Below are 21,918 nucleotides of genomic sequence, written 5' to 3' on the forward strand. Positions count from 1 at the left end.
AGTATTATAACTCAGATTCTTTAATTGCGTTTAAAACACGTTTAGCAGATACAGGATAAGGTGTCCCTAGTGTTTGTGCAAATAAAGAAACACGTAACTCCTGTTGCATCCAAAATATCGCACTGATCTCTTCAGGAATTGGCATTCCCTTAGGGATTTTGTTCGCTAGTTTTTGATATTGCTCGGCTACTTTTTCAAGCTCAAGTACACACAACCTATCGCGGTTAGGGTCAACAGGTAGCTTTTCTAAGCGGCGTTCAATGGCTTTTAAGTAACGAATTAAATCCGTCATCTTTGCTGCCCCATGCTGGCTAACAAAGCCTTTGAACACTAAGCTTTGTAACTGTGATTTAATATCACCGTGCGCTGTTATCATGGTTAGATCAACGCGTCCTTTCATCCGTTTATTTAAGCCATGTGCAATACTTAACACTTGCTCTACTTGGGTGGCAATCTCAACCACCGTGTCACCAAGCTCACCACGAATTTGCTCTTTCGCTTTTTCAAACGCATCTGCAGTGCGGATGTTGCCATATTTAGTTAGTAGGCTATCGACGGCTGCAGCGATACAGTCATCAATTAAGTCATTGACCTTACCAAACGGATTAAAGTACAAACCTAATTTAGATTTATTCGGTAAATTTTGCTGTAAATACTTAATTGGTGATGGCACATTTAATAAGACTAGGCGACGTAAACCTTGTTGGTGCGCCTGCTGAGCTTTGTGTTCATTATCAAATAACTCAACCGCTGCTGAGTCTTTTTTATCCACCAGCGCTGGAAACGCTTTAATTTCGTATTGACCTTGCTTTTTCACGTAAGAACTTGGTAACTCACCAAAACTCCACTCGGTCAAATCAGCTTTCTCTATGCCCTTTTCGGCTACTTTCGATAAGGTATCCGTTACCTTACCTTGTAACTGGGCTTTTAGTTTAGATAAATTTAAACCGCGAGCGAGTAACTTATCGTGTTCATCGCGTACTTCAAACTGTAAGCGTAAATGCGGAGCAAGGGTTGATAAATCCCATGCATCTGGCTCAACACGCACACCTGTCATACGTAATAAGCGCGTGCTAATTGCATCAATTAGGTTACCTTGCATCGGCTCAATTGCAGCGAGTACCGCATCGGCGTAGTTTGGCGCAGGCACAAAGTTGCGACGAATTGTTTTTGGTAGCGACTTGATAAGCGCACAAATTAATTCATGTCTAAATGCAGGAATATGCCAATCAAAGCCAGTTTCTTGCACTTGGTTTAACAGTGCTACCGGAATTTGTACCGCAACACCATCAACGGCTTGCCCTGGATCAAAGTGATAAGCCAGTGGTAACAACAAGTTCTCTTGCTGCCAAGTATCTGGGTAATCAAACTCAGTGACATGATCGGCACCATGCTGCATTAATTCTTCTCGAGACATGTGCAAAAAGCGCTTATCTTTTTGTTTTTGTCCCTTCCACCACTTATTAAACGCGGCACGATTATTTACGTCTTGCGGAATTTTCTTGTCGTAGAATTCAAATAAGGTTTGTTCATCAACTAAGATATCACGGCGGCGAGATTTATTTTCAAGAACCTGAATATCTTCAATTAACTCTTGGTTATAGTGTAAAAACCCTTCATTTTGACCCAGCTCTTGCTCTACCAACGCCGAGCGAATAAACAACTCGCGACTTACTTTTGGATCAATATTGCTATAAACACAGCGGCGCTTATTAACAATTAATAGGCCATACAGGGTTTGCTGTTCAAACGCGATAACTGCACCCGGCTTTTTCTCCCAATGCGGTTCGCTGTAGCTGCGCTTTACTAAATGCTGTGCAAAGCCTTCAACCCATTTTAGGTCTATGCGTGCGTTGATCCGCGCATAAAGTTTGCTGGTTTCAACAAGCTCAGCCGACATAATCCATTTTGGGCTCTTTTTAAATAACCCTGAGCCTGGGAAAATATGGAACTGGCTGTTGCGTGCGCCTTTATAAATTTGTTTTTCATCTTTAAAACCAATATGACTTAGCATACCGCTCAATAAAGATTGATGGATTCGTTCGCTATCAGCAACATTGGTAGTGGCCTTCATGCCCATTTCATTACATACCGTTGATAGCTGATAAACAATATCTTGCCATTCGCGGATCCGCATATAGGCTAAAAAGTCTTTTTGGCATAACTTTCTAAATTGGCTATTGCTCAATTCAGATTGCTGCTCTTCAAGGTAATTCCATAAATTTAAAAAGGCGATAAAATCTGAATCTGGATCGTCAAAGCGGCCATGCTTTTCGTCCGCTGCACCGCGTTTTTCTTGTGGTCGCTCTCGTGGATCTTGAATCGACAATGCCGCAACAATAATGATCACTTCACGCAGTGCACCTAAGCCATCGGCAGTCAGCACCATTTTCGCTAAACGTGGATCAACCGGTAAACGGCTTAAACTTCTGCCTGATTTAGTAAGCTCAGTCTTTTTATGACGTTTAGCTGGCTTAATGGCTTCGAGTTCTTCAAGTAGCGTTAAACCATCGTTGATATTTCGGCTATCTGGCGCTTGCACGAACGGGAACTGTTGCATGTCGCCAAGCCCTAAACCAAGCATTTGCAAAATAACAGAGGCTAAGTTGGTTCGTAAAATTTCAGGATCAGTAAACTCTGGACGCGAAATAAAGTCTTCTTCGCTATATAAACGAATACAGATACCCGCTTCAATACGACCACAGCGGCCTTTTCGCTGATTGGCACTAGCTTGTGAAATTGGCTCAATCGGTAATCGTTGTACCTTGGTACGATAGCTATAACGGCTGATACGCGCGGTACCTGGGTCGATAACATAGCGAATACCCGGCACCGTTAGTGATGTTTCAGCCACGTTGGTGGCTAAAATAATATGACGGCGGCTATGCGGCGCAAAAATTCGGTTCTGTTCAGCGTTTGATAAACGCGAATATAGCGGTAAAACATCGGTGCCTTTGAGGTTTCGCTTTGATAACGCATCGGCGGTATCGCGAATTTCTCGTTCACCGTTCATGAAAATTAGAATATCGCCGGGACCTTCATCACACAACTCATCAACGGCATCAAAAATACCCTGTAATTGGTCACCATCCGCTTCCATCTCATCTTTATTGATTTCAGTAGTTGGTCTGTAACGAACCTCTACTGGAAAAGTACGACCTGATACTTCAATGATGGGTGCATCGTCAAAATGTTTAGAAAAGCGCTCAGGGTCAATTGTTGCTGAGGTAATAATAACTTTTAAGTCAGGACGTTTTGGCAGTAAATTTTTTAAATAGCCTAAGATGAAATCGATATTCAGACTACGTTCGTGGGCTTCATCGATGATGATGGTATCGTACTGATTTAGGTATCTGTCTTGTTGAATTTCAGCCAGCAGAATACCGTCTGTCATCAACTTAATGTAGCTATTGTCAGAGACTTGGTCACTAAAGCGAATTTTAAAACCCACTTGTTGACCTAGCTCGCATTGCATTTCTTCTGCAATACGATTCGCGACACTTCGAGCAGCGAGCCGACGAGGCTGCGTGTGGCCAATGTATCCATCAACACCGCGGCCAAGCTCTAAACACATTTTTGGGATCTGCGTCGTTTTGCCAGAACCTGTTTCACCGGCAATGATCACCACTTGGTTATTGGCAATCGCCTGTTTAATATCATCTTTCTTTTGGCTAACTGGAAGTTGCTCTGGGTAGGTCACTTTAGGTAAGGCAGTCAAACGTTGCTCGCGCAATTGCTGCGAACGGCTAATATCTTCAGCTATTTTTTGCGCTATGCTCGCTTGCTTGGTTTCATCGTTGATTTTTTTAATACCATGAAGGCGTTTTTTGAAGATGAATTGATCTTTGCGTAAACACGTTTTTAATTCGCCGAACAGCGGACCTAGGTTAACCACCCGATACCCTTATATTTCTTAACCAATAGACTGATATTGTATCAAATAATCTATCAGGTGGTCATGGCTTTATTTAATCCGTTCTGTTGGGATAGGCATTGCACAAACATCGATGTGATCAGGGCTTTCGACAAACCATGCTTCTACTCGATTTTTTCGTGCTTCGATAAGGGCTTTAAATGCATTTGAGTCTGTTTTCATCACCCGAAATTCACTGTTATCAGTGTCTTTAATATCTGCTAATACTTGCATATCGGTGATGGGGTTAAATGTCTGACCTTCAGTGGCTGTACGCTGCAATAAATTAAAGTGTTCCATGCCTTCTAAAACACGACCAAACACGGTGATATTACGGTCTAAATAGCGCTGGCTATTGCCAATGGTTACATAAAATTCGGTACCACCCGAATTGATATCATTATCGCGGGCCATGGCAAAGACCCCTGGGCAATGTACTTGCCATGTTTCGGTTTGGCTTTGGTTTTGTGCCACAGCAAAGCCATTTAAAAAGCCCGTTTTAGTGGCATAGCCATCAGGCCCTTTAAGCTCTGTAATCTCTAAAGGCGTCTTTGTGCGTAGATAAAACTCAGCGGGTAACCCTTTTTTGGCATTTTTAACGGGTTTACTTTCGCTAGCATCCCCGCCCTGCGCGACAAACCCTTCAACAAATCGATACACACTTAGGCCTTGATAAAACCCTTCTTTGGCAAGCTGTCGCATGTTATTTGCGTGAATGGGCGCTAGTTTATCGTTTAGTTCGATATAAGCCGCACCCGTAGGTAAGGTTAATTTAATGACGTTTTCGGCACTGACTTCTCGCCACTCACTGCTACTTGCGGTCATAATGATTTCGCCAGCAGAACGTTTTTGACTAGTTTCTTTTGCATCAACATCAATTGGTGCAGCTAAGAAGGCACCAAGGCATAAGGTTAATAGACTTAATTTCATTGTTATTATCTTTTAAGTAATTGACAATTCAGCCTATTAACTTAAACCTAAATAAGCAAGTAAAAGCGATGTTTGATCACAAGCGTAGGTATTAATCCCAATCAAACTTATAAAGAATATCAACATTTTGATTCAAGCCACTGGTCACCTCAATATACAGTTGCGACAGCAGTTGATACCGAACCGCCACTTCACTTAATGAATCAAAAATTCCGACACTGTATTTAACTTGAATACCTGGAGTAACATAGCCAGATATTTCAACTTTAGTGTCATCGCCACTACCACTTGAACTTAAACTGACATCTGACAAACCAAAGCTTTCGCCAATCTTAGAAACCATTCCTTCACTACGGTTAACACCTTGGGCAAGCAATAATTGAGTGAGCATCGCATCGGTCGAGCTATCTCCTTCATCAAGAGGTTGCCCATTTAATAAATAAGCCAATGCTTGTGCTTGATCCATCGCAGGCTCTGAGAATACTTTTAACGAAGGTTGTTCAACATTACCTGTTAAGGTAATACCTGCAATCACACCATTCGAGGTGTTATCAGGGTTACGAATTGCCTTAATATTTAGGTAAGGCTTCTCAATTGAGCCGCTAAAACCAACTTGTCCAGTTCGGATTATCAAATCTTGGCCAAAAGCGCGATAGGTGCCTTGAACAAGGTTCAATTCACCCGTTGCTATCATCGGTGTAACTTGGTCCATGCTGATGTTGATGTCGCCTTCAACTTTCGACTGTAAGCCAAACGAGTCAACGCGCACATCATTTTCAACCAACACCTTTAAGTTAATAGCATAATTAAAAGGGACTTTTTCTGACTGTTGCTGCTCAATATCAACAATGACTTCATCATCGCTGACTTGCACGGCACCTTCTGGTAGCTCTTCAATGGCGATACGCCCCCATGGCACGACGACTTGGCCATCAAGATTAAACGCATTATCTTTCAACGACATAGTTAAATCTGGAGACACCTTAAAGGTAACATCTTGCTGAGCACGAACAAAAAACTCTTTACCATTTAACTTCACATCAACGTCTGGTAGTTCTTGCTGCCAATCAATCCCACCTGACAAATCGAGCGCGCCTCCTTCAGCATCTTTGAGCTCCCCCTTGAGCGTTGCACTTTGATTATTAAAGGCAATGTTCACATAAGAGTTTTGCAGCGATACAGGCAAGGTTGCCCCTTCAAGATTGATTTTTTCGACATCAAAGTCACCATTGAGTAATGGTTCTTTCAAGGTGCCTGCAATAGCTAATCGACCTTTAATGTCGCCTGTTAATTGCTCAAGTGACGCAATAAAAGGCCGTAAGTTTGTTAACTCAATTTTCTCAATAACCAAGTCGCCCGCTAAGTTCTGCTGATTTTGAATATCATCAATGTTGAGCTCGGACGTCACTTTACCTAACACAGAGGAGTCAAGGGTGGCATTAAGTTTACCAACTAGCGCGTCACTCATTGCCGAGACCTCTAAAACCTCGACTGGTAATTTATAAACATTTGCCCCATCAATTAAAGATGCTTCTAGCTGCTGAGTTTTGATATTGGCACGGATGGTTTTTAATGCGCCATTATTCCAATTAGCAACAAACTCCCCGTTTGCATCGCCAGTTACTTTTAAGTTATCGGGTAAGAAGTGTTTAAATTCAGCAATAGATAACGCAGCAAGCTGTGCATTTAACTGACCTAATTGTTTAGTTTGCTGCAAGGTCTCAAAGCATAGTTTTGAGTTATCGCTTTGCCAGCAATGCGCGCCTACATTAAAGTCAAAGGTTTTGGTATTCACTTGAATATTAACTGGCTTATTAGTGCCAAAACGAACCTGATTATCAGTAACAAGAATTTGACTTAATGCACCTTGCCAAGTTTCTTTATTAAATTTACCGTCAACATCGAATGATGCCTTGCCTTGATCTGCATCGAGTAAAAAAGTTAAATGGTGATCTGTTTTATCGCCACTGGCATCTAACTCAATTTGATTAATTTTGTGCTCTGCGATCGATGCGGAATCAAGCACCAGTGATACATCCGTTTGCCAGTTTGCGGCGTAATCAAATTGCCCTTTTAATGTTAAACCGTCAACCTGAATATCTTGATAACTCAAGGTATTCAGGACTAAACTTAAATCAACAGTAGGCTCAAGACGCTCTCCACGCAAACTCAGATCAGCAAAGCCCTTGCCTTGCATAGGCAAAACATCTTGATCACTTGCATCTAAACGCAATTTACCGTCGACACGCCATACTTTATCCACCTGTCCCGATAACGCAATTTCATTTTTACCGCTTTTTATTTCAAGTTTTTTAAAACTTGCATGCAAGCTACTATCAAGCTCAAAATCCGACAACAAAGTCACTGGAATTTGATTCACAGAGCCATTTAATTGCGTGTTATCTAACGCAAGCTGCCACTCACCTGCCTGTAAGTTAAATGAACCATTGAATTCACCAGATAAATCACTACTAAGAGCATCCGTTAAATATTGGGCTTTTAAGTGGCTTAAAGCCCCTTTAAATTCGCTTTTTACCCCATTCGACCAATCAACAGATGCGTTAATATCTGCTTTACTGTCATTAGCATTGAGGCTTAATTGCTCAAGTTTTGCATTTGTTAAACTACCCTGTAATTTTGATTTCACAGTCATCGCAGGTAATGCGTCTAGTTGCGTGACTAAACTCAAATCGACAGCATAAGCATCGGCATGGCCTTTGGCTTTTAAATCAAAGTCCGATAATTGCAGCTGCTGTGTGTCTGTGGCAATTTGCCACTTTGCTATCTGGCCTGTTAAATCAAATGGGTAATTTGTTTGTTTTAGATTCACAGCCCCTTTTAACTGTGCAGGGTATGTTCCTTGCATTACTAAACTTAACTTTAAATCCGCAAGCGGGCCTGAAAGCGACAAATTAGCTTGATGTTCAGTGCTTTTTACAGACACGGCCCCCTCAATAGTGTTTTCACCAGAAAGCTCAGCCGTTAAATTAGTATGCAATTGCCATTGCTGATAGCTAGCAGCAAGCTTTTTAAGATTAATATCGCTCTCTTTGGCTGAGGCAACCAATTCAATATTTTCAATAAGCTGAGCCTGTTCTGCGCCATAAGGGGTAATGGCAACTTTACTTATTTGAAATTGCTTTAGCTCAACATCAATCGGGACCCTAATATCAATTGCGGGCAATGCTGGCAACTCAGTTAATGGGGCTGATTTAGGCTGCTCTTTTGTTTCGTGCAGCATTACAGCAACATCAGCAATAGTCAGTGTATCCACTGTTAAATCCGATGCTTCGCCGCGAGCACTTAAGTTTAGTTTGTTGACTGTTACATCGGCACTCGGGTGCGCTAGATTAAAGCGATTAATTGCAACACGCTTAACAACGACCTTCATAGGTAAACTAATTTGTGTGACTTGCTCAACATTAGGTTCTGTTTCAGTGCTCTGCTCAGTTGATGCAGCCTGATTTTTAATATTTAAATCAATCGATTGGGCGCTTAAATTATCAAGACAAACCCCATCACAACGCCACCAAAATAAATCAATTTTTAGCTGCTTTGCATCAAACTTGATGCTTTGATTTTCAAAGTGAACATCAAACGCATCGTTATATAAAAAACGACCAGATGGCAACTTGATTGATAAGCCATCAACTAACTTATTCGCCGTGAATGCAATAAAGTGATTACCAGGCGCGGTGAATAACAAACAAAACACAATAACTAGCAAACTTGCCAGCGTAATTAATAGAACCTTGGTTATCTTTTTTAACATCTTCATTAGATTTCAGGCCCTATGGTAATACTTAATCGGGTACTTTTACTTTCTTTTGTTAAACCCCAAGCATGGTCGATACGTACAGGACCAACCGGTGTTAAATACCGAAAACCAAAGCCAGCACCGACTTCGACGCGGTCGCTAAAATCATTTGTTGCGGTACCACTATCGACAAATAAAGCTGCTCGCCAATGCTCGGCAAATTGATAGTTATACTCAATTGTACCGCTTATTAAGTATTTACCACCAATTAAACGACCTTGTTCATCTTCAGGTGAAATAGATTCATAAGCAAAACCACGGACACTTTGATCCCCCCCCGCATAGAAACGAAGCGATAACGGTACGTCATTAATATCTTCAACCAGCATGGCACCTAAATTAGCTCTTAAGTACAGTAAATGACGATCGGCGAAGGTATTCAACCATGCGTTTTGCAGTTGTAAACGTAGGATATTAGTTGAAGACATCATGTCCTCTAACCCAAATTCAGCTGACAGCAGCCATTGGTACCCCTCATAAGGAGTCGTTCCGCCCTCAGTGTCTTTTTTCGCGTAGCTGATACCCGGCATCAACATTTTTGCACTTTGTTCTTCTTCTCCAATTCGGTAGGTTTCATAATCACGGCGGATAAATGCGGTTCGCACCCAATCATCTTCGGTTAGCCACTGGCGCTGTAATTGGCCAGTTAAAATTTTACTGTAAAGGTCATTTGTTACACCATCTTCGAGTTTATAGCCTAACGAAAAACGCCAAAGATCATCATTAGGGTCGTCTACTGGGACGGTATAACCTAGCGAAATATCTTGCTGCCTCTCTGACACATTTAAGTTGCTTTCAAGATAATGACCGTCTTCCGTTATCCATGGCTTAGTCCATTTAAAGCGAACTTTTGGGCCAAAATCAGTATTAAAACCGCCACCCACTTCATAGCTATTGGCTGGTTTATGTAATACATCAACATTAACAGGCACTTGGTTATTTTTACGTTTTGCAATATCTGCATACACACGAACACTGGCAAAATAAGGGGTGCTCGACAATGCTAGGTTGTAATCAGAAATGTCAGTCGCTTTATATGGCTGACCTTGTTTAAATTCAGCCAGCGAGCGAATGTATTTTTCAGCCGGGGTCTCTGTACCAATAGTGATATCACCAAACTGATAACGAGGCCCAGTATCGACATTAAAAATAATCTTTGCGCTATTATTTTTTAGCGATACCGCCAATTTATGCTCATGCCATTTTGCATCAAAATAACCTAAGTCTAATAGTTGGCTTTCGATGCGCTTTCTCGCGGCTTCATATTTGCCGTGATTTAAAAAGTCACCTTGTTTGATTTTGATGCTGTTGACGGCAGACATAAATTCGGCGTCATCTTTACCGGCACCTGTAATGGTTACATTGATAACTGCAATTCGAGTAACAGGACCACGCTCAACATCGACAATTAATAGCTGTTGTGCGTTATCAAAACTAATTTTGATAGTCGGCTTATAATAACCAAGCGCTTTTAAACTCGTTTCTACTTGGCTTTTAGCATGACGCTTTAATGCCTTTGAGGTTTTTTCATCAATTAGTTGCTTAATGTAAAGCTCAACGTTTTTTTCGAGCTCACCACTGATCCCCTGAATTTTGTAATCTTTAATAACAGTTGAGGCACTAATTGCGTGCTGGCTGTATGAAAAGCAGAAAAACACAAAGACAAAAAAGAAATGCCGAGTATACAAAAAATATCCTTACTTTTTTGGAAGAGTCATAATCTCAAATGAGTACAAAAAGATACTAGCACAGTGCCATAGCCACTGACATAATTGAAATGTTAAAATTAGTACGCGTTAAACAATTATTTTCGCTACAATAGCGGATAATACCTAGATTTATAATGAACGAGCGACTAAATGCACTTCCCTGATGACGAAAACGGTCAATTATTAGCTGAAATTGCTGACGCTGGTGTTGATTTAACCAGTATGCAAACTATCGATTTCTATATTCTTTTTGAACAAAAGCCTGAAGCAGAGAAATTTGCTAAAGCGATAACAAGTGATGAGCTTGCCCCTTCAACAGAATTAACCAAGTGCCCAGATACAGGGGTGTGGGAAGTAATCACCCGTGTGAAGATGGTGCCAGAACACACCTTACTTAGCCAAACAGAACAATACTTAGAAAGCATCGCTAATGGCCATAATGGATATGGCGATGGCTGGGGTTTAATGGCCGAAGAAGAATAAGCCATTCCCACAATCTCGTAAGGGGATCAACTTAGTTGATTCGCCTTACGAAAACTGCCCTGATAATCAAATAGCTTTTCTGCCACTTTCCAACCGTATTTTTTACTTTTACGCGCAATCACAAAATCGGGTGCAAGTAGTTGCTGTTGTAAATTAACAACCTGCTCCGCGCTTTGCCAATTCATTGGGGTAAAACCGGGTGCTGCTCGTTTACCAAACTGCTTATTAAAAATAAATCGCCCGGTGTCATTTGCTAAGTTAAAAACCTCATCACAACTAGCTCCATCTTCATCATAGTAGCTAATTTTAAGTAAACCTTTTGCGAGCAACTGTGCCGACAAACCACTACACCTTAATACCAAAGCATCTTTTAAATTAAGCGCTTCCCGAAGTTTATCATCCGGGTCTGCCATCATGGCACCACAAGACTGACACTGCCTTGCTGCAATGTCATTTTGCTCACCACACTGCTCACATTCTTTAAAACGAAAACGATAATCACACTGTATTTGCTCTTCACCATCGTCCAGCAAGCCTTGGCAGCGCCTACCAAAATGCTCAATCACTTTGCCTTCGCTGTCTGTTTTACCCCAAAAAATATTCGCAAATCCACAGCCTGGACACAGCACTTGAACAGGCTCATTATCACTTTGCGCTTTTTTACTGCCGACCTCAGGGTAAAACAAATCAAAGCCGTTACCTGCATAATCAATCACTAAGCAGTCTTTTTTTCCTTCGCTTAAACGAAGGCCTCGACCAACAATCTGTTGATATAAACTGACCGACTCGGTGGGACGTAAAATCGCAATATAATCAACGTGAGGGGCATCAAAACCCGTCGTGAGTACGGATACATTAACCAAATACTTTATTTTTTTGGCTTTAAATTGATTAATAATTCGATCACGCTCGTTATTATCAGTATCACCGGTGATAAGTGCCGTACTACCCTCAGGTAAGTAGCCAGTAATTTCTTTGGCATGCATCACGGTTGCAGCGAAGATCATCACACCATGACGCTGTTCACTGTACTCTATTACTTGCTTGATAATGGCTTTTGTCGCGCGCGTGCTGTCTTTTAATAACGCATTCATATTCTCAATGCCGTAACGACCAAATGAATCACTCGGCAGTGATGAAAAGTCATAATGGCTAATAGCTGCATCGACTTCATGAGGCGGCGTTAAATAGCCGTTTTTGATCATATAGCGCAGCGGTAACTCAAAAATACACTTTTTAAATGGTGCGTCTTTATCACCTCTAACAAAACCATGATAGTGATGATGATAAACCCAGCCCATTCCCATACGAAATGGTGTTGCAGTTAAACCAAGTACTTTAAGATTGGGGTTTTGTTTTTTTAGACTCGTTATCACCTGCCCGTACTGACTTTGTTCATCACCACTGACACGATGACATTCATCAATGATCAACAAAGAGTAAGCATCGGTAAGCTTATCGGTATTACGTGCCAATGATTGCACACTCGCAAAGGTCACTTGCTCCGTTAATGACTTTTGTTTTAATCCCGCAGAAAAAATACTTGCCTTAAAGCCAAAGCTAATATACTTCTCGGCGTTTTGTTCCACCAATTCTTTAACATGCGCAAGCACCATAATTTTTTGTTTGGCAATACGCGCAAGTTCAGCAATAACTAGGCTTTTTCCAGCCCCTGTTGGTAACACAATTAGTGCTGCGTCATCTGTTTGTCGAAAGTGAGCAACCGTGCGCTCTACGGCCTCTTGTTGGTAGGGTCTGAGTACGTACTTCATGTTATCGGACTATAATCGACATAAAAAAGGGAAGCATACGCTTCCCCTGGTATTCTTTAAAGCAAAAAATTAAGCAAGGTGTTTTGTTAAATCGACACCTTGGAATGCTTTAGGTCGTTTACCACGGCCTGTCCATTCTACAATTTCGCCATTAAATTCGATGCGGTACTTCGGTTTTACCTTAGTGCGTTTGTCAGTTGTTACTACATCCTGTAGATCTTCTAATGTAAGTCCTTTTTCTTTTAGTAAATCGAGTACCTCTTTTTTAGCTTCTTGCTGTTGAGTATATTTCTCGATAGCTGTGTCGATTAGCTGTTTTGCTTTTTCTAATTCAGATAATGACGCAGATTTTACAAAAGATCGGATTTCTTTCATTGAGAGCTCTCTTTAATATTAAAGTTAAGTAAAATGTATAAACATGAGTTAGTATATGCCCTATTCATAAAATAATCTATTCGACTCTAATTCTTTATCCTAACTTTTTATTATACCCATGCTCTGATCTGAACAATGACGTCTTTTAACTCAGTAATTAAATCAATAACAATGGCAGTATCATGATTATCAGTAAACGTCTTTTCCGTATCTACAATTAGTTTTGAGATAGGTGGATATTGAAGCATGACAAGCGCTCCTTTCAGTTTATGAATAGCAGCAGACACTTTATCCAACTCATCACTATTGAGGTGACCTTCTAACGTACTCAAATCATCCTGCAAACTATTTATAAATACCTCAGCCAACATTTTTGCATCACTTTCGTTACCAAAAACATTAAGCCAATGCTGTATATCTTTGATCCCTTGCAAACTTACATTCTTACTATCTGTAATAATGTTTTCATCGTCTTTATTAAGATCAATAAATTCTGCAAGCCGATTATACAATTCATTAAGTTTATACGGCTTAAACAAAACACTGTTCATGCCTGAGCTGAGAGCTTTATTTAAGCAGGTTTTAGAGTCATCTGCAGTAAAACCGATAATTGGCAAGTTCTGGAATTTTTCTATCGTCCTGATCTGTTCGGCTAACTTAAAACCATCTAAGTGAGGCATATGGCAATCTGTTAAGAGTAGATCAAAGTCCCCTTCTTCAAGCGCCCTTAAAGCAGCTAATCCATCCTCGACCATTACAGCTTTTATACCTAATTTTTGACATTGTTTTTCAAGTAATAATTGATTAGTTTTATTATCTTCAGCAATTAAAATCTGGCCATATAAATGCGCTTTATCTGGGCTAATTATATCTAAGGTGGTATGAATATTATTAAGTAGCTCTCGTAATGAATCGGGATAAAGTGGCTCGATAGGTAGTAAATGACAATTACAATCATTTACTTGTTGAGTATTTCTGCTTGATGGCACAATAGTATACTTAGCAGCAATGCCTGCTTTTTTAGCACGCCACTGCTCTCCCAGTAACTCAACCATGTATTGCTCATCAATAATTAAATTTTCAGTCTGACTAATTTCAGATAACTCCAAGGGCCAATCAAGTATGGTATGTTTGACTGCCATGGTTCCAAGCAGCCGGACCAGCTCTTCACTTTTACTACAAACAATCCAATACCCAGATGATGTGCTTAATTGAGGCTTTTTAGTATGTTGCAATGGGATAGATAGATAAACATGCGTCCCCTTGCCGTATGTGCTAGACAAAGTGATACTGCCTTGCATCGCGTCAACCAGCTGTTTTACTAGCGCTAAGCCTAAGCCTGTTCCGCCAAATTGGCGTTGAAAAGAGTTATCGGCTTGCTCAAATGGTTTATAGATTTGAGCAAGCTCTTCAGTTGTCATCCCCTTACCGGTATCTGTAATTGTGATATTTAACAACTGTTTCTCAAACTTTACCTCGCAAGTTATTGAGCCCTGACTTGTGAATTTAACTGCATTACTTAGTAGGTGTGATAAAACCTGCATTAAATGATTAATATCAACCGATGTCGATGTGTAAGCAGCAGTCAGCCAATTTAAGTTGAAATGAAGTCCCTTCTGTTTAGCCTGATGTTCATGTGCTCGTAGAATGCGACACAAATGAGTTTCCAAATCAACATTCTCAACCACTACTTCGATGTTACCCGTACTAGTGTCTGCAAAATATAGAATATCATCAACTAAACCTTGTAGTTTAGTTACTGAAACCTCAATGTGTTCGATTAAAGTAGATTGCTCACTGTCTACTTGTGATGATTTTAAAAGCTCAATAAAACCATTTACCCCAGATAAAGGCGTCCTTAATTCATGACTCATCGTCGCAATAAAACGACTTTTAACTAAATCAGCTTGAAGCGCCTGTTGGTTTGCCTTATTTAATTCAACTTGATGATGTTTGAGTAAGCTAATATCTAATAAGATACCATTCCACCTAACCCCTTGTTGTATGTCATTGCCTTTTGTTTGTGCATTGGCAATATAACGACACCAAACTTTTTGGCCAAGATTATTAATTCTAAACTCAATATCAATCATGCCTTTGCGCTTACTTGCTTGCTTAAAGGCTTTAGCTATTTGCACCCGGTCTTCGTCAACAATACAAGGGGAAATACATCCGGTCATACCGCGGCTATTGAGTTGTCTTGATGTTACTCCCAATAAACTTTGCGCCCCTTTGCTAATATAGGTATAACACCCTTCACCATTATCATAATATTCATACTGAAATACCCCGCCAGGGATAGTATCAGTAATCGTTTGTAATAATTGTTGAACCGCTTGGTTTTCCCTTTGAAGGTTATGATGTTCAGTCAAATCAGTGATGACGGTCATAATCCCAGCCAACTGACCATCAACTCCAAGATATGGCTTTTTAGTGTAGAGAAGCTCAAGCTTCTTTCCTACTTTATTGGTAAAGTTCATTTGACGATTAAAAACTTTTCCAGAGTGCAAGCTTTGCTTATTCTGCGTCAATAACTGGCTAACTTGTGCTAAATCGTCACGTAAATACCGTTTTTTTTCGTCCCATAAATGAGCAAAATTATCCTTATAGGCTTTGTTCCACATTATCCTTTTTTGCTCAGAATCTTGTATCACTACCATTGTAGGTAAATCGTCGATGAGTTTTTGAGTGAAGTTCAATTTACTTAACGCAACTTGCTCAGCCTCTTTTCGTTTTGAAATCTCACGGTTTATGGTAATCCGCCAGCTAACAAAATAAATAATCGAAATACAGATAAGAATTAAGGTTAAAATTGCAGTTGTATTAACGGTGGTTTTGTCATATCCACGCTCGATATTAAAAATACCATGGCGATTGACAATATGATTGAAGTCATTGCTCGTTAGTGTTTTGAAAAGGCTTTCAAGTAAACTGACTAATTCAGTAAAATTTTTATTCACAAGGAAATAGATCGGCTGATTATATCGGTATTTAGGGTTGATATAAAATTCGCCTATGTAAAACTGATTTAATTGATATGCCGCAATGCTTTGCGGTAAGATAACACTATCAATCGTGTCGTTCCTCAAAGCATAAAAAAGTGTCACAATTGAGCTAAATGACACCGTTTCTAAATTCTCAGCACTTGGCAGCTTCTTTTTTGGATCTGCAAACAGATCTATATAACCAATACGCTGAGTTTTACTCGAACGTTTAGAAATTAAAACCATTTCTACGCTTACGTGCGGCGGTAAAGCAATCAAAACACCTTCATTAATTCTTGTTGGTGTCATCGTCGGAATGAGATCGATCTTATTCGCTAAAAATAATCTTTCTAATTCTTTGGAATTTGCAGCAGGGATATATTTAAACTGGAACCCACTTCGTTCAGATAGTAACTCAAGGGTATCATTTAAATAGCCTGTAGCTTCGCCAATTTGATTTGTGTCATTAATCGGAAACAAACCATCAATAAACGAGAACGTAAGTAAATAATTATTGTTGCCTTTCACACTTACTTTATTGAATTCACGTTTGAATTGACTATAGGCTTTTGCGGCTAAATATTCTTCACTTGCCGAACTTTCCCATAATTGTTTCGTGGTTGGAGAGATAGATGCTAAAAAAGAATTAACTTGATTACGTAAAGCCGTCTTCTGTTGGTTGAACATGACATGAAATGTTTCACTAGAAAGCCAGATAGGACTTACAACTTTAAGACCGTCTTTACCACGATTTTTTAACTGATGAGACAAAACTGAATAATCACCTAAAAAAGCATCAAATGAGCCATCCGCCACTTTTTTAAACGCATCATCTGGTTTTATAAACCGATTTATATAAAGCGCCCCATTTTCAGCTAAATATTCGCAATGCGAACTCCCAGTGATACAAACCCATCGTAAACTAGCAAAGTTCTTTAAGGCACTATTTGCAATAGATTGATTTACAACTATTCCACGTGGACCTTCCATAAAGGGTGTTGAAAATAAATAATGTTTTTTGCGCTGCGTAGTTTTATTCAATCCAACCGCAAAGTCTATTTCACCAGCTTTAAGTCCGTCCAGAAGCTCGTCAAGACTGTCGTAAACTCGGTACTCTAAATCGGCACCAGCTAAACGCGCTATTTCGTTACTGTAACCAACAATTACACCAGTATATTGACCATTTGCGTCTTGGGTGTGATAAGGAAAAAAACTATAACTTACGATACCCGCTTTGAGTTGTGTGGCTAAGACATCGAATGAAAGACACAGCGTCAAAAACAACACTATGATTTTATAGAAATAACTCAACTGAAACATCGCTTTTATTAAGGTTTTTTAAGTATAAGAGCATAAATTGATTTAAACAACTGCACATAAATCTTGAGCAAGAGCTTAAGTAAATAATTAAGCCTTAAAAATTAATTATTTTATAAATGTAAAACCTGTAGTGAATTTGTTTATAAAATAAAAAACCCTGCAAGTGCAGGGTTTTAATATACAAGTATTTAAATCGTTCGTTTAGAACTTAAATTTGAAACCTGCATAGTACAGACGACCAACTTGACTATAAAGAGTATCGTCGTAGTCTAATTCAGAGTTCAATACTGGATCTTTATCAGCTAAGTTATTAACACCTAGTGTTAGATCAAGATTCCAAGGCGTTGCGTAAGTATAGTTAATATCGATAATGTTATACGAAGATAACTCACCAACTGCTTTGAACTTAGTACCTTCATCATTTGCATCTTCAGTTTCTTCAGCTGTTGAGGCAATGTGGTTCCAGTTTACGTTTAACATGTGAGCTTCGATATCCCATGTTAAGCCCCAGCTGATTCTTCTTTCTGGTAAACCAGCACGGCCAATTTTATCAACGTTCGGGTAACCGATGATATCTGGCTCTTCATAGCTAAGTACTTCAGACCAAGCAAACTTAGAGCGAAGTAGACCTGCGCCACCTAAGTCAAATACTGCGTTAAGTTTGAAATCTAAGCCATCTGTAGAGAAACCAGGGATGTTAGCCATTGGTGCAGTAACAAGTAACGAACGACCAGTTGGATTACCACCACGGTCCACTGATACTTGGTCATAACCAGCAGCGTTATCATTTGGATCTTCAGGGTCACCTAGAAGACCAGCTAACTCAAGGTCAAATACGTCTTGTGTAGATAACGAGCTAACTTGGTTAGTGATTTCGATATCATAGTAATCAACTGACATATCGATATTATCAGTGATGTTATAAACCATACCGAAACTTACACTTTCTGATTCTTCAGGTTTTAATGAATCAGTACCGATGAAGTAAGTTGTATGTTGTTGTGTACGACAATCAGAACGTGATGTACCTGCTGATGTACATACCACAACATCTTTAGCTGATGAAGCTGACTCTTGTGGTGCTTTATATAGATCTTCCAGCGTTGGAGCACGGAAACCTTCACCCCAAGCAGCACGTAAAACTAATTCATCAAATGGCTGGTATTTAAGTGAAACTTTAGGAACAAATGATGAACCCACATCGCTGTAATCATCATATCGAGCAGCTAAGTTTAACTCTAATGTATCTACTACAGGGATTAACATTTCAGCAAAAACAGCTGATTCTGTACGGTCACCTGCCGCTGAACCACCAGCAGTACCAATGATGTTTTTCGCTTCGTTTTGAGCTTCCGCTTGGTCAAAGTAATCAGTTTCACGGTAGCTAGCACCAACATATAGGCCTAGTTCACCTGCAGGTAAAGTAGCTAACTCATTAAAGCTTACGCCTGCAGTTACTTCACGTAATGTACTACCAGAACGACGGTTACTATTTGCGGCGATATTAGCTAATTGAGTAGCATACGCAGATTGATCTGGGTCACGTGGATCCCAACCATCAATGATCGCATTTTCTACGCTTGGGCGATGAACATAGCCTTGACCCCACTCGTTCATTTCATAACGGTTGTAGTGTGCATCTACATGCCAATCAAACACTTCACCCATACCATTTAGAGATGCACTCCAATCAGCCATGTTGCTAACTTGCCAAGTGTCACGTGAAGTACCTACGTTATTAAAGCGGTAATAACCACGGTCGCCTTCATTAACAGCCATTAAGCCTTTTTCTGTGTCTTCAGCAAGCGCAATAGGGAATGTAAACCAGCCTGCTGCAGGTGCGAAACGACCAAAGCTTTCATTACGCGAATGTAATGAACGGAAGTTAAAGATTAAATCATCATTGATGTCATAATCAAAGTTAACAAATACTGAGTCACGCTTTGTTGAAGCAGCGTCAGCAGCAACAGCAGTATAATCATAGTGACAGCCGTCGTCAGCAGGGAAATCTGGTGCATCATTATGATAAGCAAATGAATCACCGTACTGCGAACAGTCTTGACCAGTGATCATTGGGTTAAACTCAAATGTTTGCATATCTAGAATGTTACGGCCATACCAGCTTTGACCTGTTGTACCAGCGAATGTACCTGAGCCATCGTCTGTTGCACGTGAGAACCAACGATCACGAGCAAAAATAATATCACGCTCGTCATGCTCATAGCTGAATACTAGGTTAGAGTTTTCTGATTTAAGACCTGTGATAATTGAGAATGATGACTCATCACCACCGCCATCACGGCTCGGAGTACCCATACGCCCCTGAACTTGAACACCTTCAAAATCTTTTCTTAAAATAATGTTAACTACACCGGCGATCGCATCAGAACCATATACCGCAGATGCGCCATCACCCATAACTTCAATGCGCTCTACAGCTGCAAAAGGAATGGTATTTAAGTCAGCTGCACCACCACCCATAACAGGTGAACCTGGCATTTTCTTACCGTTAATTAAAACAAGTGTTCTTGAAGAACCTAAACCACGTAAGTTTACTGTTGCCTGACTTTGCGCAGTACTACCTGATGATGGTTGAATCGAACCAAATGAGTTAAATGTTGAACGGTTTAATACGTCTGCAACACTTAATTGACCTGAATTATCTAAAGATGCACGGTCGATTACAACAACAGGGTTTGCACCCTCAATGTCAGTTCGTTTGATACGTGAACCTGTAACTTCGATTCGCTCAACTTTTTCTACACCTTCTTCTTCAGCAGCAAAAGACGAAGCTGAAAATGCAGCAGTTGACGCTGCACCAAAAGCAATCGCTAAGCGAACTGCTTTTGAAACTTGATTATTTAACATTTGATTCTCCCTGGTCATATCCATGTTATGACTTTATTAATTTATTTTACCCCTTAAAAAGGTACTAGTACCCCATAAGGGAATTAAATACTAATATTAGGGACAACTTTTGGTCAACAGTTTTTTAACCATTGTTTTTCAATGTAAATTTTAAGTTTCAAGCGCATATAAGATTAAAGAAAAATTTGATTACATATATTTCACATTAGTTTATATATTAGAAACAATAAAAAACCCAGAACAAGGTTCGAGCCTTAATTTCTGGGTTTTTTACATTTTTTTGATAATTTATTATTTCAAATATCTAGCCAAAAACTTTTCCATTTTTGTGCAAAGCTCAACTTTATTTTCTTGCTATTAAAAGGCTCGTTCTTAAATTTCTTTCATGATCCATTCAACATCAGACAAAATTTCCTACTGCTTTGTCTGTGCTTCACGTAAATCGGTCTTGTGCTACATAACCGACAGCCTTCAATTCTTTGAACAACCATAACCGACGCTTTAATTTTATCTGTGTAACGTAAGGTGACATTTTTATCATCAAAGATTTATTTACTATACCGCCAATCTGATTTTCTAAAAGGCTCACGGTGAGGTTCCCAATGTTTAGGTAATGGCTCAACTAATATCTATAATCAATAACACTACTCAAATTTTGAAATAAGCTCGGCCTGCTGCAGTTACATAATCTAAGGTTGCATACACTGAAGCGCAGAGTTAACCCCCTTATAACCTCGAATACTAAAAGAACGACGATAGGGATTAACAATTAGTGGGGAATTTTTTCCTAAAGAACTTTTTGATAACCATAAAATATAAGCTTATTTCGGCTCTTAAGTTTGATCGATTTCAGAAAAGGCATAGCACCAAGCTATATTTCCAACACATAGGTGCTGATGGAAACTTTAGCTCTGTTTTGCTTCATCGAATAAATGTAGTGTTCAGGGTAAGTATCGCTTTATAATAAACAATTTTTATTACAAATCGAATACTTATAACATCTACAAATTTATATCCTTAACTACAACATTAAGCAATTTAAGCACCTTGAAGTTTTGTACGGCTTTACCTTTATAGAGAAAACCCTTAAAAATTATCAATTTTTGCAGTTCCACGAACTGTACCATCATGATCAAGTGGCTAAGATCTAACATTACCTAAACTTTTTGTCATCATATCTATTTTACGAATACGCCTTTTAAGCTCATTCCTACGGCTATTAGTGGTAGTTTATAAAGTTCCGAAACCTTTAAGTTTCAACCGTTAAAGCTAATGAAAATATGCTCGGGATTTGTTGTCAGCATTTGTACTATAGAAAACGCTGAGCATATGCCTGATGTGCCTTCATGGGCGCCAACAAATTGCACGCTTTAGAGTCAGTTTTGGTTTTATAAATACTAAAACTTTCTTTTGCATTGTTATTTAATATAAAAACAACCTCCTTACTCTTTGGTCACGATACGGTATTCATATCATGCTCTTCAAAATGGAGAATTACTTTTATAATTTATAACCCTTCGGTTTCAATATTTATTATATTTTACGCTTTTTTTATTGGAGAAAATAATTTAAAGACAGTGATAAATTGGAAAATTTGGCGATTTCTAGAAGTCTTCAAGTTATAGTTATCAGTGTGTTGCTGGCTTGCTATCACATACCAAGAAAACACCGGTAATCCTCCCATTTTTAATAGCCGTCAAAAATAGAGAGTTAAGCCACAGCCAACGGCGGTTTTCCTCCATTAGCT

9 protein-coding genes are annotated in these 21,918 nt (G+C 39.5%); 1 reads left to right on the forward strand and 8 read right to left on the reverse strand.

Going from position 1 to position 21,918, the window contains the following annotated elements; all coding sequences use genetic code 11:
- Positions 1–4: 4 nt before the first annotated feature.
- From hrpA to ISP07_RS19575, 4 genes are all read right to left on the reverse strand, one after another.
- Positions 5–3,895 carry an ATP-dependent RNA helicase HrpA gene (gene hrpA, locus ISP07_RS19560; protein WP_209328631.1) on the reverse strand — a complete coding sequence of 1,297 codons (3,891 nt, stop codon included), beginning with the start codon at positions 3,893–3,895 and terminating at the stop codon, positions 5–7.
- A gap of 69 nt (positions 3,896–3,964) precedes the next feature.
- A complete protein-coding gene (locus ISP07_RS19565; protein WP_209328632.1) occupies positions 3,965–4,843 on the reverse strand; it encodes a peptidylprolyl isomerase in 879 nt (292 codons plus the stop codon).
- Positions 4,844–4,934: 91 nt separating this feature from the next.
- Positions 4,935–8,621 (reverse strand): translocation/assembly module TamB domain-containing protein, encoded by a 3,687-nt coding sequence (locus ISP07_RS19570; RefSeq protein ID WP_209328633.1) that lies wholly within the window; start codon positions 8,619–8,621, stop codon positions 4,935–4,937.
- The gene (locus ISP07_RS19575) at positions 8,621–10,348 is read right to left on the reverse strand and encodes an autotransporter assembly complex protein TamA (protein WP_228290691.1); all 1,728 of its coding nucleotides are present in this window, start codon (positions 10,346–10,348) and stop codon (positions 8,621–8,623) included. Before ISP07_RS19575 ends, ISP07_RS19570 begins: the two co-directional genes overlap by 1 nt.
- Before the next feature lie 171 nt (positions 10,349–10,519).
- On the opposite strand from ISP07_RS19575, the gene ISP07_RS19580 reads away from it, so the two are divergent.
- A complete protein-coding gene (locus ISP07_RS19580) occupies positions 10,520–10,852 on the forward strand; it encodes a ribonuclease E inhibitor RraB (protein ID WP_054553668.1) in 333 nt (110 codons plus the stop codon).
- Positions 10,853–10,878: 26 nt separating this feature from the next.
- On the opposite strand, the gene ISP07_RS19585 is transcribed toward ISP07_RS19580, so the two are convergent.
- From ISP07_RS19585 to ISP07_RS19600, 4 genes are all read right to left on the reverse strand, one after another.
- The gene (locus tag ISP07_RS19585; protein ID WP_209328634.1) at positions 10,879–12,624 is read right to left on the reverse strand and encodes a DEAD/DEAH box helicase; all 1,746 of its coding nucleotides are present in this window, start codon (positions 12,622–12,624) and stop codon (positions 10,879–10,881) included.
- Between the two features lie 69 nt (positions 12,625–12,693).
- Positions 12,694–12,999 (reverse strand): H-NS family nucleoid-associated regulatory protein, encoded by a 306-nt coding sequence (locus ISP07_RS19590; protein ID WP_054553670.1) that lies wholly within the window; start codon positions 12,997–12,999, stop codon positions 12,694–12,696.
- Between the two features lie 110 nt (positions 13,000–13,109).
- Entirely contained in the window at positions 13,110–17,303 is a 4,194-nt protein-coding gene (locus tag ISP07_RS19595; protein ID WP_209328635.1) for an ATP-binding protein, read from the reverse strand.
- A gap of 201 nt (positions 17,304–17,504) precedes the next feature.
- Entirely contained in the window at positions 17,505–20,171 is a 2,667-nt protein-coding gene (locus ISP07_RS19600; RefSeq protein ID WP_054564038.1) for a TonB-dependent receptor plug domain-containing protein, read from the reverse strand.
- Positions 20,172–21,918 lie beyond the last annotated feature (1,747 nt).

It is taken from the genome of Pseudoalteromonas sp. PA2MD11 (assembly GCF_017808125.1).
GTDB lineage: Bacteria > Pseudomonadota > Gammaproteobacteria > Enterobacterales > Alteromonadaceae > Pseudoalteromonas > Pseudoalteromonas simplex.

Bases quoted from the DNA above. Each gene is read 5' to 3' on its own strand.
- ISP07_RS19585 (WP_209328634.1), bottom strand. From the start codon at position 12,624: ATGAAGTACGTACTCAGACCCTACCAACAAGAGGCCGTAGAGCGCACG.
- ISP07_RS19565 (WP_209328632.1), bottom strand. From the start codon at position 4,843: ATGAAATTAAGTCTATTAACCTTATGCCTTGGTGCCTTCTTAGCTGCA.
- ISP07_RS19595 (WP_209328635.1), bottom strand. From the start codon at position 17,303: ATGTTTCAGTTGAGTTATTTCTATAAAATCATAGTGTTGTTTTTGACG.
- ISP07_RS19590 (WP_054553670.1), bottom strand. From the start codon at position 12,999: ATGAAAGAAATCCGATCTTTTGTAAAATCTGCGTCATTATCTGAATTA.
- ISP07_RS19600 (WP_054564038.1), bottom strand. From the start codon at position 20,171: ATGTTAAATAATCAAGTTTCAAAAGCAGTTCGCTTAGCGATTGCTTTT.
- ISP07_RS19580 (WP_054553668.1), top strand. From the start codon at position 10,520: ATGCACTTCCCTGATGACGAAAACGGTCAATTATTAGCTGAAATTGCT.
- ISP07_RS19570 (WP_209328633.1), bottom strand. From the start codon at position 8,621: ATGAAGATGTTAAAAAAGATAACCAAGGTTCTATTAATTACGCTGGCA.